We start from the raw sequence: 15,915 nt of genomic DNA on the forward strand, positions 1-15,915 counted from the left end.
GCCCCTTTGTTTACCGTATGGCTAAAAAATACCTGATAAACGGCTGGGTTCTTAACGCAACCGACGGCGTGTTCATCCACGCTGAGGGCGAGGGAAAGCTGCTTGACGAATTCGTGATCGAGCTTTCGGAGAATCCGCCTGCGGCATCGCAGGTTGATGAGATCGAGCTCAAAGAAGTGCCGCTCGAAGGGTTCGACTCCTTCGAGATACGCTTTTCGGATGCGGGGGCCGTCGAGAAGACCACGCTCATTTCGCCTGATCTTGCCACATGCGAGGATTGCGCCCGCGAACTAGCGAACCCGAACGATCGCCGGTATCGCTACCCGTTCATCAACTGCACGAACTGCGGCCCCCGATTCACGATCATCGAAAAGCTCCCCTACGATCGCAAGAACACCTCGATGAAGGAATTCCCGATGTGTTCTCGCTGCCAGAGCGAATACGACGAGCCGCTCGACCGCCGTTTTCACGCGCAACCGAACGCGTGCTTCGAATGCGGCCCGAAGGTGAGCTGGCGTGTGACGGCGGCGGGNAGGAAAGATCCTCGCGGTCAAAGGGCTTGGCGGATTCCACCTGGTGTGCGATGCCGAAAACGAGGCCGCAGTTGCCGAGCTGCGCTTGCGAAAGCGCCGCGAGGGCAAGGCGTTTGCGGTCATGATGAAGGATATGGACGCGGTTCGTCGCGTTTGCGAGGTGAACGAGGCGGAAGAGAGGCTGCTTACCGGCTCGCAGCGTCCGATCGTACTGCTGAAGAAGCGCATCGGAGCATCGTTCGTGCCGGGGCTTGCCGATGGCCTGACCGAACTCGGCGTCATGCTTCCCTATACGCCGGTGCAGCATCTGCTGCTTGCCGACTATGGCGGCATGCTCGTCATGACGTCGGGCAACATCCACGACGAACCGATCGTCACCGATGACGACGAGGCGTATCGCGTGCTCGGCGGCATTGCCGATGCGATTCTCGGCAACAATCGTGTGATCTGCGCGCGCTACGACGATTCGGTGGTGCGCGTGCTCGAATTGGGAGAAGCGGGTCAGGTCATTCAATTCGTGCGCCGTGCACGTGGGTACGCGCCGATGCCGCTTGCGCTGCCGCTGCTCGGCGGTGCGGATGGCGAGGGCGATGGGGGCAAAGCGGCCGACGAGGGTGCGCCGAACGAAGCGGCCGGCGGTCCCGCGTCTGACAAGCGTTCACCCGCTTCGATATTCGCGACGGGCCCCGAACAGAAAAATACCTTCTGCCTTACGCGCGAGAGCGAGGCGTTCGTTTCGCAGCACATCGGCGATATGGAGAACGCCGAAACCTACGATGCGTGGCTTTCCGCGAAGGCGCTGTACGAGCGCCTGTTCGAAATTGCGCCCGAGCGCATCGCGTGCGATCTGCATCCCGAGTATCTGACAAGCAAGTGGGCGCACGAGCAGAATCTTCCCGTTGTCGAAGTACAACATCATCATGCCCACATCGTGTCGGTCATGGCGGAGAACAAGCTTGAAGGCCCGGTTGCGGGTTTTGCGTTTGACGGTACGGGCTTCGGAGCCGATGGGAACATCTGGGGTGGGGAAGTGCTGCTGTGCAATCTTGCAGCTTATGAGCGCTTCGCAAACTTCGCTTACGTTCCCATGCCCGGAGGCGCCGCCGCCATCAAGAATCCGCTGCGCATGGCCTATGGCGTATTGTGGGCGTTTGATCTGCTCGAGCATCCAGGTGCCCGCAAGGCTCTTAGCGAGCTTGGGGAAGCGGCGGATGTATGCGGCCTGATGATCGATCGCGGGCTCAACACCCCGCTTACTTCGTCGGTTGGCCGTCTGTTCGATGCAGCGTCGGCGCTGCTCGGCATCTGCATCGCTCCGAAGTACGAAGGAGAAGGCGCGATTCTGCTGGAAGCTGCGATATCCGCAGAGGACAGAACACGAACAAATGTTTCATGTGAAACAGTCGATGCCGCTGACGCCGATGCGGCGGAGCGCTATGCGATCGACATCGTCAAGAACACCGCCACGTCCGAGAGCACCGCGCTCGATACGTCGGTCGTGCTCTACGACGCCGCCCCCACGTTCAAGGCGCTGCTCGACGATTATGCGACGGGCGTTGCCGCTGCGACGATCGCGCGGCGTTTCCACGACGCGTTCGTGACGGCAATCGTGCAGGGAGCCCGGCTTATCCGGGCGACGTACGGCATCGATGCCGTGGCGCTGTCGGGCGGCGTGTTCCTCAACCGCTACATCATGGAACATGCGATTTCGGCACTTGCCGAACAGGGATTCACGGTCGCCGTCAATCGCGATCTACCGCCGAGCGATGGATGCATTTCCTTCGGGCAGGCTGTGGTAGGATTGCGCTTGTAACACGGATAGGCGTATCGCGGTTCGCCAAGGCGACGAGAAGCGTGACGGGCGGCCGCTGAAAGAAGGCAAGCTATGTGTTTGGCAATTCCAGCAAAGATCACCGAGTTTAAAGACGACCGTATGGCCACCGTCGATATCCTCGGGGTCACGCGTGACATATCCCTTGATCTGACTCCCCAGGCGAACATCGGCGATTTCGTGCTCGTGCATGCGGGCTTCGCAATCGAAGTGGTCGATGAGCAGTACGCCCAGGAGACGATCGATCTCATCAAGCAGTTCCCCGAGCTGGCAATGGACGATGTGCCCCAGGCCGATGCTCCGACACCTGCTTCTGCTTCGCTTGGATCGCTGGGGCTTTAGCCATGGACCTTTCCCAGTTCAAGGATCCCAAGCTCGCACGCGGCCTCATCGATTCCATCAGCGCCCTTGCCCCGAAGCAGGCAACGCTCATGGAGGTGTGCGGAACCCACACCGTCGCCATCGCGCGCAACGGCATCCGTGCACTTATGCCCGAAGGCACCCGTCTGGCATCGGGGCCGGGCTGCCCTGTGTGCGTGACCTCGAACCACGATATCGACACCGTCATCGCGCTTGCGCGGGTGGAGAACGTGACCATCGCGACGTTTGGCGATATGACGCGTGTGCCCGGGTCCACATCGAGCCTGCTCAAGGAGCAGGCAGCGGGGCGCTCGATCCAAATCGTATACTCGCCGCTCGACGCGCTCAAGCTCGCGCAGGATAATCCCGAGCGCGAGATCGTGTTCGTGGGCGTTGGCTTCGAAACCACCACGCCGCTTGTTGCCATGTCCATCAAGCGCGCGAAGGCGATGGGCCTCAAGAACTTCTCGGTGTTCGCCGCGCACAAGAACATGCCCGGCGCGCTCGAGACGATCGTGAACGACCCCGAGCTCAAAGTCGATGCGCTCATCCTGCCCGGCCACGTGAGCACCATCATCGGCATGGAGCCGTATCGATTCTTGGCCGAGAAGTACGGCATCGCAGGCGTTATCACCGGGTTCGAGCCGGTTGATGTGCTGCAGGGCATCGCCATGATCATGCGCCAACTGCACGAGGGCCGCGCTGAGATCGAGATCGCTTATGCCCGCGGCGTTATGGCAGAGGGCAATCCGACGGCGATGGCTGCCATCGACGAAGTGTTCGAAACCTGCCCCGCCATCTGGCGCGGCCTCGGTGAGATTCCCGATTCGGGCTATCGGATTCGCCCCGAGTTCGCCGAATTCGACGCGGTGCTGCGCTTCGATCCCGAGATCGAGCCGACGCAGGATCCGAAGGGCTGCCGCTGCGGCGATGTGCTTCGCGGCATCATGGCGCCGAACGAGTGTCCGCTCTTCCGTAAGGTTTGCTCGCCCGAAAACCCCGTCGGTCCCTGCATGGTTTCCAGCGAAGGCAGCTGCGCGGCGTATTATCGGTATTACTGAGCGAGCTAGCGCGCACCCAATAATTGCAGTGCATGAAATGCGATTGGCAGCTGCAGAGACCGCCTTCTCGTGCTCTGCCGCTGCGGCAATCCGCGGTTCGAACTGTCGGGCGGCAGCATTCGCACTGCGGAATCGTCGAGCTGCCAAACCGTCAAACCGCCAAACCGGGCGTTCGTTCGCGCCGCTCGATTCTGCACGATTTTCGCCAGATTCATACATTCGCGGCGCCGAACGTCCTGCAGGGCTGCGCGAACGGGAGTTGAGAAGAACGTTTTACCAGATGAAAAAGCTGCGTGCGTCGACGCAGGCGCGAAGGTGCGGAAAGCCGTGTATGAATCTGGCAAAAACTGTGCAATTTGGCCCTGTTTCGCTGCCGATTCCAGCTTGGCGTGTTCCCGTCTGGTCACCTGGGCCTCTGGATGCCGTCAAGCGTTTCGCGCGAGCGCGTCGATCCCGGCTCGGCGGCGGTAGCAAAATCGGACGTGCGCGCCGTGCTCAGGGACATGTCAAAGCGGCTCCGAAGTTGATTCGGGGCCGCTTCGCTTTCCGCTTCAGTTGGAATGGCTAGTTCGGTGCGCTTTGCAGATCGCGTGGCCAGTCATGGCATGACAGGCAATCGTTTTCGGTGAGCTCGCTGCCGTTGCTGTGGCACCTGTTGCACGACAGATAGCCTCCGTGGACCGAGTCATGCGGGTTCGAATCGCCATAGTCGGCGGTTCGCTCGGCGACGGCTTCGTAGGAGCCGCCATGGCAGCTTAGACAGGTTTCGTCGGAGACATAGGGATCGAATTGCCCGGGAGCTGCGGCCGTGGTGGTTTCTGCTCCGCCGGACTCCTTTTGCCCGTCGCTGTTTGGCGAGCATGCGGCTACGGTCAGGCATGCTGCGATCGATAGGGACCCTATCAGCAGGGCTGCGGTTGCTTTCATCTTAGTCACGATCATTCTCCCTTCACTGCATGGGCTGCGGCAATGTATCCGAAGGTTGCCGCGCGTCCCACCGAGGTGGCGGGAAGATGGCGCGGATACGTGCCTGCGAACATGCTCCCGGCGGCATTGCCCGCCGCATACAGCCCGTCGATAACCTTGTTTTCCTTGTCGAGGACCTGTGCGTTTCCGTTGATCGTCAAACCGCTTACAACGGCATAGACCATGCTTCGGATGGGCGATGCGTAATAGGGGCCGTCGCCCATGGGCACCGCGGTCGTCAGATCGCGGCGGAACTCGGAGTCCACGCGGCTATCGCCCTCGAAATAGGAGTTCCAGGTTTCTACGGTCTGCTCTAGGATTGCGGAATCCATGCCGAGTGCTGCAGCCAGGTCGGCTATGGTCTCTCCCTCTACGAGCGTTTCGTTTTCAAGCGCTGCCGCGATGGTTTCGTCGGTGGCAGAGCCGTCCGCTTTGTGGGCATCCATCATGGCCTGGTCGAAAATGCACCAGCATCGCCCTCCCGCACGGGTTTCCGTGTTGATCGCGTTGGACGTGTAGTTCATCGGCAGGCTTTCGTTCATGAAGCGCTTACCCGACGGATTGACGGTGAACGAGCAGCCCCATGCGGTGAAGAAGCCCATGGGAACGCCGAAATTCATCACGGTGTGGGGAATGGGGTCCATCTGCGCGCCGGCCATCAACCCCATCATGTGTCCGTCGCCGGTGACTCCGATGCTGGGGTCTGCGTTGCCGCTCGTGGCGTAGTCCTCGGGGCGAACCCACGCTTGCATCATTTCCGGATTGGCCGTATAGCTGCCTGTTGCCAAAAGAACGCCTTTTGCTCCATCGATCCGGTAATAGCTTTCGCTGTCTTTTGCGATGACGCCCGTTACACGTCCGCTTTCGTCTTGGATGAGCTGCACTCCCGAGGTCAAGAACCTGATGTCAATGTTGGGATCAGCTTTCACGGCTTCCGTGAGGGCATGCATGACGGGAGGGCCGAACATCCAACTTGTCCAGTGGTATTCCTCGGGGAGCTCGAACTTGTGCTCGCCTTGAATCATGTCTATGGCGTACGGGTACGGATCTTGCTTGGTGCTGTAGATTTTGATTCCCGAATTCGCTTCGTCGAGCATCTCCTGAACGAAGTCGATCGTCTCGCCGGATTTGTTTACGAAGGCCCAGGTGACTTCGGCTGGAACACGATTGTAGGCGGCGCGCAGGATGATTTCTGCATATTCGGCCGGATCGGGCACATTGTCGATCTCCTGCTGCGCTTTGCTGTTGTAGCCGCCGATGCTTTCCCAGGCGCTGCGGCCCTTCGTCATTTTTTCGATTACGATGACGCGAGCCCCTTCGCGTGCGGCCTTCTTCGCCGCAACGACGCCGCTGATGCCGCCTCCGATGACGACGAGGTCGCATTCCTCGGTGCGCGATATCTCTTCTGCCGGAATCTCCCTGTCTTCGAACCCTATGGGCCCTCTTTCGGCATCCCAGATCTTTTTGTCTACAGGTAGAAGCTGGGTGTTTTCTCCGAGAGCTGCAATATAGGGGTTCTCGGCGGTTTCGGCTTGGGCCGAGGTCGTTTCGTCGGCATGGGCTTGCGGCAGCGAACCGAAAGCTCCAACGCTGGCGGCGGCAAGGCCGGCCAGTCCCGCGCTCTTCAAGAAGCCGCGTCTGCTTACCTCTGCGTTCATATCTCTCTCCTTCCTTGTGGTCGAGTGCAAGTGCAACCATAGGGGAGAGCGATCGCTTGCGCGCCACCTGAAACCGATGGAATGCGTTCAAGGGAGGCCCTCTCTCGAACAAATCACCAGAAACATGTGAGACGCGCGAGTCGGTTATCTGTTCGAGGGAGCTTCGCTTCTGCTTTCGAGTATGTCGAGCAGCTCCTGTTTGGAGTGAACGCCGAGCTTTCGGTAGATGCTGCGCGCATGGGACGCTACGGTGTTTTGAGACAGGCACAGAGCGTCGCGAATATACGGTTGAGAGCGCCCTCGAACAAGGTATCCGAGAACCTCCAGCTCCCGATTGGTTAATCCGTACTCGCTTCCAATCTCTTCGCAGCGGGTGTCTATCCACTGCTCGCGATCCGTCTTTTTGGATTGCGGCTCCGTTGCTTTTGGCTTTGGGTGAAGCCGTGCTTCGCTCGAGGGGGTGGTTGTTACATCGATGCTTTCGCGTCCGAGAAGCAAAATGGAACAAGAGAAGACGATGATCAAGGCAAAGCACGCCGTCTGAACCGAGAAGAGGCCGGATTCGATGGCGGTGGAAACAACGCCCTCGGCAATTCCACCGACGAGGCACCCGATAGTGGAGAAGGCAAGCGCGCCGCAAAAAAGGAATGTTACGCTGCGACGCGTCTGCCGCGATAGCTTGATGGAGTATATGAGCATGATCGTGGAGCCCGTCATGAATACATACAGCAGAACGATCATGGCGGCGGTGCGCATCGGGGCGGGGCCCATTCCGTACAGGGCGACGGCGGCAAGGGTTGGCACGTAGAGCCAACGGTAAAACGAGTCGAAACTGACCGGCTTGGAAAACATGGTGATCGCTACAGCTACGAAAGCCGAGGCCGCCGATGCGGCTGCGGCTACCAACGACGCGTTTCCGAGCATGGGCATCGTGTCGTCGGGGCGCATGAACGCAAAAAACGACGAGACGGAATTTGCCATGAACAAAACGACGCAGGCTTTGAGTGCCTTGTTCCTGTCGAAGGGCAGCTTCTCGGTATACAAATCCCCTTCCGATGTGGCCAAATGATGGTTGGGCATATGCTTGCCGTCGAGCGCCCGAACAGAGGCCCAGAGGCAAAAGCCCGACAGGAGGGGAAGCGCGCAAATCGTGGCAACGAATACGGCGCGCGGCAGATTGGGGATGGCGAGGGAGCAGAAAAAGGTTACCAGAAACGATGCAGGTATAACGATTTCGGACGAGCGCAGGGAAAGACGGGCGAGGACTATTGCCCAAAGAGTGTTTACAACCATGGGCGCGGCTCCCGTAAGGATGCCGCCGAGCGCAACGAATACGAGACGCACGGTTCCTTCTGGAACCAGCGGAGCCGCCGCCGCAAGCACGGTGCCCAGCGTGGCGGCCCCGGTTGCAAAGAAAATGACGATGCTTCGGCAGGGGATATCTGCCGTTTTGCCGTACAGCATGAGAAGGACTGCAATGAGCGGAGAGAGGATGGCCGAGAGAATCCAAACGGGATCCGAGCCGCTGCTTGCAGACCCCGACAGAGATCCCAGTGGGCTTTGCCACATCAAAAACGCCCATGAAAAGCTCAGCCCAAGGCCGAAAAACCTCAAGGGGGGTATGTTGAGGGTGTAACGTGCCGTGCCGGATCCGCTATTCTGCATGGTCTCGCGATCCCTTTCCATGCGCTGGAGGCAACGCGGTGCATGGTTGCCATTGGTGTAGGTCGTATCTTATCAAAGATTGGGAGCGGTTTGGCGATGGCGGGTTCAGCCCGAGCGCAGGCGCTTGCGGATGGGCGTTGGGATTCCTGACGCTTCCGCTTTGCAGGTCGGTAAAGGTGAGATCGGCGGGAGCCTCGTTGTGGCGGGCGTCTCGGCTCTTCGTTTCTGTGGACCAATATGGGATATTCTGCCGAAAAGAACCGATCTGAAGGGGTTTTGTCGGTTTCGGGGCCCTTCCGACGGCGGCGGCAGGATCCTGCTGGATGGAAGTCGTTCAACCAGCCTTGTGAACTGGGGATTTTCGGACTCTGATTTGGACGCATCCCAGCGTTGCGGGAGCGCTCCTTCAGATCGGTTCTTTTCGGCAAATCCAGCGAAGTTGGCGTCGGTTTTCTGCGGTCGCTCTTGCGGCAAGGCATCTGCCGCCGCACTTATGCAAACCACCCGTTTGTGGCGAGGGGTCATCGGTTACGCTATGCTGCGAAGAGATGGGAACGAACGCGAGGAGCACGAGAATCATGCAGCAGTGCAACCTGTTTATCAGCATTCCGTTTGTGGTTGGGCATGCCGATTGGGACACCGCGCCGACGTACGCGAATACGGCGCCTGCGGTGAAGCGGTCTTATCTGGATGCCGTTCTTGCGGAAATGCACGGATTCGCCGAAGGTGCGCAGTCGCTTGAAATAGCATCGGTTACGTTTGGCACGGGGTCGATGAGCACGATTCCCGAATCCGACATGCGTGAATTTTTGAGCGAAGTCGGCCGCATTTTTCCCATAGCGCCAGCAACGCCCGTGCATGCGGTCTTCGATCCCGGGCTGCTTTCGGTCGGCCAGGCCAACGAACTTAAGGCACTTGGTGCTCCTTGTTTCGAGTTTCGTTACTTTACTTCGAATTTCGACGAAGCCGACGTTATGGGTGTGCCGTCGGGCGAAACCGAGATGAAAAAAACCTCGATTCTGCTTGAGCAGATGGGGCTCGATCATGTTGTCATGCACGTGGCCCTCGGCATCGGCGGCCAAACGAGTGCCTCTCTCGAAAAGACGCTTCGCGACGCTCTGCGTTCTACCGTTGTTGGCTTCGAGTTGGTGCCCTTGCGCGAGGGCTGGTCGCGTGCTCAAGACGACGATGACACAGCGCGGCTGTTCGAACACGCGAGCGCATGGCTCGAAACGCACGGATTTCGCCCGACGACGCCGACTCGGTTCATGCGCGAGGGCATTGACGATCCGTACCATGCGAACCTGTATGCGCCCATCGGGGAGGAGGCTGGGCTGGCAACGCTCTCGTTCGGGCCTTCGACGATCTCGGTTTTCGACGGCTTGCTGTGGTCGAACATCGGCGATATCGATCAGTACATTCGGGAAAGCGCGAACCCGGCAGCCATCACCGAACAGGTTGTCGAACTTGATGCAGCGGCGTCCGCTCAACGACGCGAGCTGGATGCTCTGTATCGAAAAGCAGCCGATCGGCTAGATTTCAAAGAGCGTCTTCGCTATCGGAGGGTATTCGAGCGGCTTTCGAATCGCGTGTGATTGTCGGACGGTCTCGTGGGCTTCGTAGATTCGATAATCGAACAATAAAAGATCTTGACAAACATTAGACATAGTCTTATATTGGAGAAGGTCTGAAACACATGAAAGAGAGCCATCGTTTCCCCAAGAGATGGCTCTCTTTCATTTTCCGGTGTGCATCTGCTCTCGCAAGGTCAAAGCAGTTCGTGTGAGCATACTTTGCCTTCGTTCAATCCGACTCTGCTTAATTGCATAGCTGGCGGAAGCGAAGGCGCCTTCGCTTCCGCCAGTCTCAAATTCCAGAATGTGAGATTCCGGAAGCTCGCCAGCATGCGGCGCGATGGGAGGGATACACGCCGCATGTGATGGATCTTGAGACCTACAGACCCGGAGGGCCACCGGCTGGGTTGTTCGCTGCTTCTTCGGCCATCTTCGCCAGCTTCTCGGCGTAGACGTCGGCCGCTGCCTTGTCCTCTTCGAGATGCTGCGCGATATGCTCGCCGGCAACGTAGCCCTGTGTGGTGGCGATGCCGACCGAATTGCCCGCCATGAGCGTGTGGTACTGCACCGCGTAGCGTCCGCCGCAGTCGTTGCCGCAGGCGTAGAGGCCCTTGATGATGCTGTCGTCGAGACGGCGCACCTCGAAGTTGTCGGTAACGAGCACGCCCGACATCTGCACCATGCCGCTCGAGATGCGACCCTTGTCAGTGTTGCCGGCCATGCCGAAGAACGGCGGGGTGTCGAGCGGGTTCATGAGATCGGCATCGCGGCCCCAATCGGTGTCCTTGCCTGCTGCGCACATTTCGTTGTAGTGCGCTATTTCGTCGAGCAAACCTTGCTTCGCTTCGCCCTCGTATCCGAGGATATCGGCGAGCTCCTCAAGCGTTTCCGCCGCGTACATCTTCGATTTGTTCATGCCGTAGCCGGTGAATCCGTACACTTCGAATCCGTCGGGGCCGGTCTTGTAGTTGGCGAGATCCTCTTTCACGAGATCCCATTCGCGGGCGCAGGTGGTGGAGGACATGTTGTGTTCGTAGCCTTGGTTCTGGATGTTCTCCTCCCATTTGCCGTCGGCGATCGTGCACATGAGCTCGCCGCGAGCGCGACGCGCCATGAAGCCGAGGCCGCCGAACTGCAGCTGTGCATCGTTGAAGAAGCGCTTGCCGTCAGGGCCGAACACGGGGTAGTTGCCGATGGCGGTGAGTCCGGGAACGCCCATGCCGTTGCCGAAGTTCATGGCTGCCCGCGGACCGGGTTCGATGACGCCGCCAGCCCAGCAGGCGAGCTTGTGGCCCATGCCGTCCTGGCCCATGCCCATGAAGCCGGAGGGGTCGGTTGTGTCGAGGCCGCTCGCCTCGGCCAGCTCGCGTACCTCGTCGTTCAGGGCGAGCACCATCTCGCCATTGCCCGAGAAGTCGCCGCAGGCAAGCAGAACGGCGTCGGCGTTGACGCGCACGTAGCCGTCGGGGCCTTTGCCGTAAGCGCCCGTCACATCGCCTTCGTCATTCTGGATGAGCACGACGGCGGTTGTGCTGTACAGCCATTCTGCGCCGTCTTTCTTCGATTCGTCGATGCTGTATTGCAGAATGGGACCCCAAGCAGGCTGGTTTTCGCCCTTGCCGAGCGTGTTATTGAAGTCGCGGTACGAGATGGTGCCGGGAAACGATGTGTAGCCGCTGTGGTTGATAGCGACGGCGCGCCGTCCGTTGGGAAAGCTGTAGTACACGGAATACTCGTCGAGCTCTTCCTGCGGTGCGAGGGAGCGGATCCAGTCGGTAACCTCGCCGGAACGCGTTGCGTACATCTTGGCGATCGACGGCATGGAACGGCAGTACGTGCGCAGCTGCCATTCGTTCAAAACCTGCATCTCGTCGACCGCTTCCGCCCCAGTATCGAGATACGCCTGCGAGTTGACCGTGCCGCTGTCGCAGCCGATGGGCGCCCAAGTGTCTTCGGGCTGCTTTTCCATCACGACCACTTTCATGCCGAGTTCGGCCGCGCGCCGCGCCGCGCATACGCCGCTGTTGCCGCCGCCGATGACGAGCAGTTCAGTGTCGATGGTGTTCGTGACATCCGCCTCGTCGACGGTGGGCTTTTCGCCGAGCCATGACGGATTGGCGGTTCCGTCTGCACCTGCCGCAGAGTTGTTGGTGCTTGCGGCGGCTTGTGCGGTCTCGGCGGTCGCTGTGTCGCTTGTCTTGCCGGGCGTGCATCCGGCAATCATGCCGGCTGCGGCGGCGCCGACGCCGGCGAGTGCCGCGCCCTTCAAGAACGAACGCCTTGATACGCCTTTGCTTGCTTCCATGATGATCCCTCCTCGGGGTTCGTCGTGTCTGTCGTCCGATTCCTTCGTTTCGGACGGGCTCACCCTACCAGCGCACGCCTTACCAAAAACGGGTGGTTTTGCCCTATACTGCTTCCTAGGGAGGAAAAACGCATGGATGAGGCTCGCGACAAAGAGACGAAATACGGGCAGCGCATCGCGATGATCTGCGCAAATCCTCTGACGATCGGTTTCTCCCTCTTTCTCGTGTGGCAGAACGCCTCGCTTTCCTTTCTGTTCCCCAGTTCTTCGGGCCGGGTCGTCTCGCCGCTTTTCGTCGGCAGCCTGAGCGTGGCGCTTCTTCTCGCGCTGTGCTTTGTAAGCTACAAGCGCGATGCGGGTACGTTCACGCCCGCATGGTCGATCGGCCTTTCGTTCATCGCCACGGTTGCCGGATGCGTTGCATGCGTGCTTGTGGCCCAGACGCTTTTGCCGCTTTGGGGCATCTACGTTGCGGCGGCGGTGCTCGGGTTCTCCGCGGCAACCGTTGTCTTCGTGTGGGCGACCGCGTTCGCCGAGCGCTCGTCAAGCGATGTTCTCATCGGCGTGTGCTGTGCGTTCTTTGTTGCAAGTGTTGTGGATTACCTTGCTATGAACAGCGGCTACTTCACCATTCCGGTGATTGTGGTGGCGTGCGGCATCGGCTCTTGGGTGTGCTATATGCTCGCCGTGCGTTCGAAGCCGCTCGACGAGCGCCCGTTGCTCGTGCGTCCATCGAACACTAAGGAGTTCATCAAGCTGGGCATCGGTTTGGCCGTCTTCGCCGTTGCCCTCGGCATCGTAGCGGGCACGACTGCCGATGTTGCGACCGAAGAGTCCATGCGCGATCTCAACGAGAATGCCGCACTGGCTTCGATCGTCGTTTCGCTCGTGTGCTTTGTCGCTTCGGTTGCGCTTCGCTCTCGCATCGAGCCGACGACGCTCGTCAAGGTGTTCGCGTCGTGCCTCGTTGTCGTGATACTGCTCAACATCGTCAACCTCGATCATGCCGATGTTTGGTTGTCGCTCACGATCTTCTCGTGGACGTTTCTTCGGCTGTGCGTATTCCTTGTGCTCGTCAACATCGATCGCTGCCGCATCGTGAGCTTGCCGATGCTCTTCCCTGCAGTGTGGACCGTGCTCTGGGTGGGCTACGCGGGAGGCGTGTTCACGGGGCAGAACATCCTGCCGTTGGCTGGGGGTGGCACGCAGGCGATGCTGAACAGCGTCGTGCTGGTTGCCGTGCTCGTGGTGTTCGGGGCTATTCTGCTTGTGGGAAATCGCGTGACCATGAGAATGGGCTTTTCCGGGGACGATGCCGCTTTGGCGCCGGGTGCGCCGGGTGCGTCGAACGGCGATGTTTCACGTGAAACATCTGTTCGTATTTCGGAATCTGACATCCCCGATTCTGAAGTGGGAAAGCGGGAGGCCGTTCAAGAACGGGAGACGCTCGAAGATCGGTGCGCCCGCATTGCTGCAACGCATCAGCTTTCGGCGCGCGAGGCCGAAGTGCTCGTATATCTTGCTCAGGGTCATACGCGCGCGAGCATCGCAAAGAGGCTCTTCGTATCCGAAAACACGATTCGGGAGCATGTGAAGAACATCTACAAGAAACTCTACATCCATTCGCGCCAGCAACTTATCGACATGGTGGACGCTCGTCGCTGATCGGGCGTTCGCGCCTCGCCCGCCCGCGCGCTATACTGACGCAAACGGGAACGAGCACCGAAGCGAGGCGATCATGGATTACGTGCTTTCAAACTGCAACCTGTTCGATGGAACGTCGACTGAAGCAAACTTGCGCGAAGGCGTCGATATCTACGTGAAGGACGGCGTGATCTCGGCCGTGGTCGATCACGGCGATGCGGAGCCGGGCTACCAGCGCATCGACTGCACGGGAAAGTACGCGATACCCGGGCTTATCAACCTGCATGTGCACCTGTTCGGAACTGGCAAGCCGAGCAAGACGCTTTCGGGCGGCGGCAGTGCGCAGACGCTTATCAAGATTACGAAGACGGCGCTCGGCGCGAAAGTGCTCGACTCGATGGTGAAATCGGGTGCGCAAGCCCAGCTTGCTTCAGGTGTGACCACCGTGCGCGCAGTGGGCGATTTCCATTGGTCCGACGTGCGTCTGCGCGATCGCATCAACGCGGGCATTGTGCGGGGGCCGCGCCTGCTCGTATCGGGACCGGCTATTACGGTTCCCGGAGGGCATGGCGACGGCACTTTCGCCGTGACGGCAACCGACCCCGACGATCTGCGCGCGCTCGTGCGCAGCCACAAAGAGCATGGAGTCGATTTCATCAAGATATGCGTGACGGGCGGCGTAATGGATGCCAAGGTGAAAGGCGAGCCCGGCGAACTCAAGATGAGCCTCGAGCAGACGGCGGCGGTGTGCGATGAGGCGCATGAACTCGGCTTCTACGTGGCAAGCCATACCGAAAGCACCGAAGGCGTGCGTGTGGCACTTGGAGGCGGTGTGGATACCGTCGAGCACGGCGCGCCTGCAACTTCTGAGACAACCGAGCTGTACAAGAAAGCCGGCGCGGCCGACATCTGCACCATCTCGCCGGCGATTCCCCTGTGCAAGCTCGATCCGTCCGTGACGCTCATGAACGAATTCACCCAGTTCAATGCAAATGTTGTGTTCGAGGGGATCGTGCAAGGCGCGCGCGACGCGCTGGAAGCGGGGGTGCCGGTGGGGCTTGGCACCGATTCGAGCTGTCCGTTCGTCACCCAATACGACATGTGGCGCGAGGTGTGCTACTTCGCAAAATACGTTGGAGTGTCGCCGGCCTATGCGATCCATACGGCGACGCTTTTGAATGCGCGCATTGCGGGAATCGAAGAGGAGACGGGAAGCATCGAAGCGGGCAAATGCGCCGATATCTCGCTTTACGATGCCAATCCGCTCGACGACCTTGCCGTGCTGCGCGCGCCGAGCATGGTGGTTGCCCGCGGCCTTTTGCTCGAGCATCCGACCGTCAAGCGCATTTCGCTTGTCGATGCAGAGCTCGATAAGCTGCTGTAGGGCACGGGGGCATCGGGATGCCTTCGCGAGCGCCGCACCTGACTCGTCCGGACTGTCCGCGCCGAGCACGGGTTTTGTGCGTGAAGAGGGCGTTACCCCGTCTGCCCGCGAAATAGATTTAGATTGCCGTTGGTGCACAGGCGTCGGTCGTTGGTGCAAGCGTCGGGATGGCGGTGCCAGACGTTCGCGTGCGTTAACTGCCTCCTCTAGAGAAAGCCTTTGGGCGACGTGCGAGCTTTGCCGAAGGCAGGCTGGCGCGGCACGCGGAAGGCCTCAATCTGCACAGAAATTGCCAGATTCATACATGTGGGAGCCCGGCAGAAGCCCCGACCATGCCCGCTGCCGCGCAGCAGGGCCATCTGCAGGCTTGCGAGCTGGGAGAATGCCCGCTCGATTTTCGACAGGGGCACCCAATGCAGCCCGCCCGCATGTTCGCATGTATGAATCTGGCAAAAATTGTGCAGATTAAGGCGCTACCTGTTTTTGCCACCTGGGCGATGTCGCCGCTATTGACGATGCCGCTGCCGCTGCCGATGGCGTTGCCAAGCCGTCGCTACTGTCGATGCTGCCGCATTCTCCTGCGTGGGAAAAGGCGTTTTCCATGAGAATGTGCCTTCAATCAAGATCACGATTAGGTAACAGCCCCGTTACCGCATCGTTTCCAACGAAATTCCTGATGGGGAACGCTCTTTTTCAGGGCGTACCATGAATTCGAATCTGTCGCTTTGCGGAAAACCGCTGCAAAGTATCCTAAATGGTATAAAAAAAGTATCATTTACAAACACAAGCGATGGTTTCGGTGCTAGAATGACGTCAAAGTTTCCAAGGGGAAACGCCGCTGTGTTATGTCGCTAGCGCGTTGGGAGCAGGTCAGACATCTCTTCGTGCAGCTGACGGAAAGCGGGTTAGACGCTTGAGTAAAAAGGGGGTGTGC

General features: G+C 59.6%; 10 protein-coding genes and 1 pseudogene. 7 read left to right on the top strand and 4 right to left on the bottom strand.

The genetic code is table 11. From position 1 onward, the window contains the following. Positions 1-17: 17 nt before the first annotated feature. From C1719_RS15930 to hypD, 4 genes and pseudogenes are all read left to right on the top strand, one after another. Positions 18-470 (top strand): annotated as a pseudogene (locus C1719_RS15930) (acylphosphatase); the annotation flags it as partial. A 106-nt stretch (positions 471-576) separates the two neighbouring features. Further along, a complete protein-coding gene (locus C1719_RS00765; protein ID WP_245874225.1) occupies positions 577-2,346 on the top strand; it encodes a Kae1-like domain-containing protein in 1,770 nt (589 codons plus the stop codon). A gap of 72 nt (positions 2,347-2,418) precedes the next feature. Continuing rightward, positions 2,419-2,706 carry a HypC/HybG/HupF family hydrogenase formation chaperone gene (locus tag C1719_RS00770; protein ID WP_102373360.1) on the top strand — a complete coding sequence of 96 codons (288 nt, stop codon included), beginning with the start codon at positions 2,419-2,421 and terminating at the stop codon, positions 2,704-2,706. A 2-nt stretch (positions 2,707-2,708) separates the two neighbouring features. Next, positions 2,709-3,785, top strand: a complete 1,077-nt coding sequence (gene hypD, locus C1719_RS00775) for a hydrogenase formation protein HypD (protein ID WP_102373361.1) — start codon at positions 2,709-2,711, stop codon at positions 3,783-3,785. Between the two features lie 564 nt (positions 3,786-4,349). Here the strand turns inward: hypD and C1719_RS00785 are convergent. The 3 genes from C1719_RS00785 to C1719_RS00795 all read right to left on the bottom strand — a co-directional run bounded on the left by C1719_RS00785 (position 4,350) and on the right by C1719_RS00795 (position 8,074). Beyond that, positions 4,350-4,712 (bottom strand): cytochrome c3 family protein, encoded by a 363-nt coding sequence (locus C1719_RS00785; protein WP_102373929.1) that lies wholly within the window; start codon positions 4,710-4,712, stop codon positions 4,350-4,352. Between the two features lie 11 nt (positions 4,713-4,723). Next, positions 4,724-6,409, bottom strand: a complete 1,686-nt coding sequence (locus C1719_RS00790) for an FAD-dependent oxidoreductase (RefSeq protein ID WP_102373363.1) — start codon at positions 6,407-6,409, stop codon at positions 4,724-4,726. A gap of 144 nt (positions 6,410-6,553) precedes the next feature. Next, on the bottom strand, positions 6,554-8,074 hold the full coding sequence (locus C1719_RS00795) for a response regulator transcription factor (RefSeq protein WP_180963399.1): 1,521 nt from the start codon (positions 8,072-8,074) through the stop codon (positions 6,554-6,556). A gap of 578 nt (positions 8,075-8,652) precedes the next feature. Here C1719_RS00795 and C1719_RS00800 point away from each other — a divergent pair. Continuing rightward, on the top strand, positions 8,653-9,669 hold the full coding sequence (locus C1719_RS00800; protein ID WP_146007812.1) for a hypothetical protein: 1,017 nt from the start codon (positions 8,653-8,655) through the stop codon (positions 9,667-9,669). A 358-nt stretch (positions 9,670-10,027) separates the two neighbouring features. Here C1719_RS00800 and C1719_RS00805 read toward each other — a convergent pair whose 3' ends face one another. Then, positions 10,028-11,953, bottom strand: coding sequence for an FAD-binding protein (locus C1719_RS00805; RefSeq protein WP_102373366.1), 1,926 nt, complete (start codon positions 11,951-11,953; stop codon positions 10,028-10,030). 132 nt (positions 11,954-12,085) lie between these two features. Between C1719_RS00805 and C1719_RS00810 the strand changes: the two genes are divergently transcribed. Next, positions 12,086-13,618, top strand: a complete 1,533-nt coding sequence (locus C1719_RS00810) for a helix-turn-helix transcriptional regulator (RefSeq protein WP_102373367.1) — start codon at positions 12,086-12,088, stop codon at positions 13,616-13,618. A gap of 73 nt (positions 13,619-13,691) precedes the next feature. Further along, positions 13,692-14,981 (top strand): amidohydrolase family protein, encoded by a 1,290-nt coding sequence (locus tag C1719_RS00815; RefSeq protein ID WP_102373368.1) that lies wholly within the window; start codon positions 13,692-13,694, stop codon positions 14,979-14,981. The last annotated feature ends 934 nt before the right edge of the window (positions 14,982-15,915 follow it).

Source organism: Raoultibacter massiliensis, assembly GCF_900199545.1.
In the GTDB taxonomy this organism is placed as follows: domain Bacteria; phylum Actinomycetota; class Coriobacteriia; order Coriobacteriales; family Eggerthellaceae; genus Raoultibacter; species Raoultibacter massiliensis.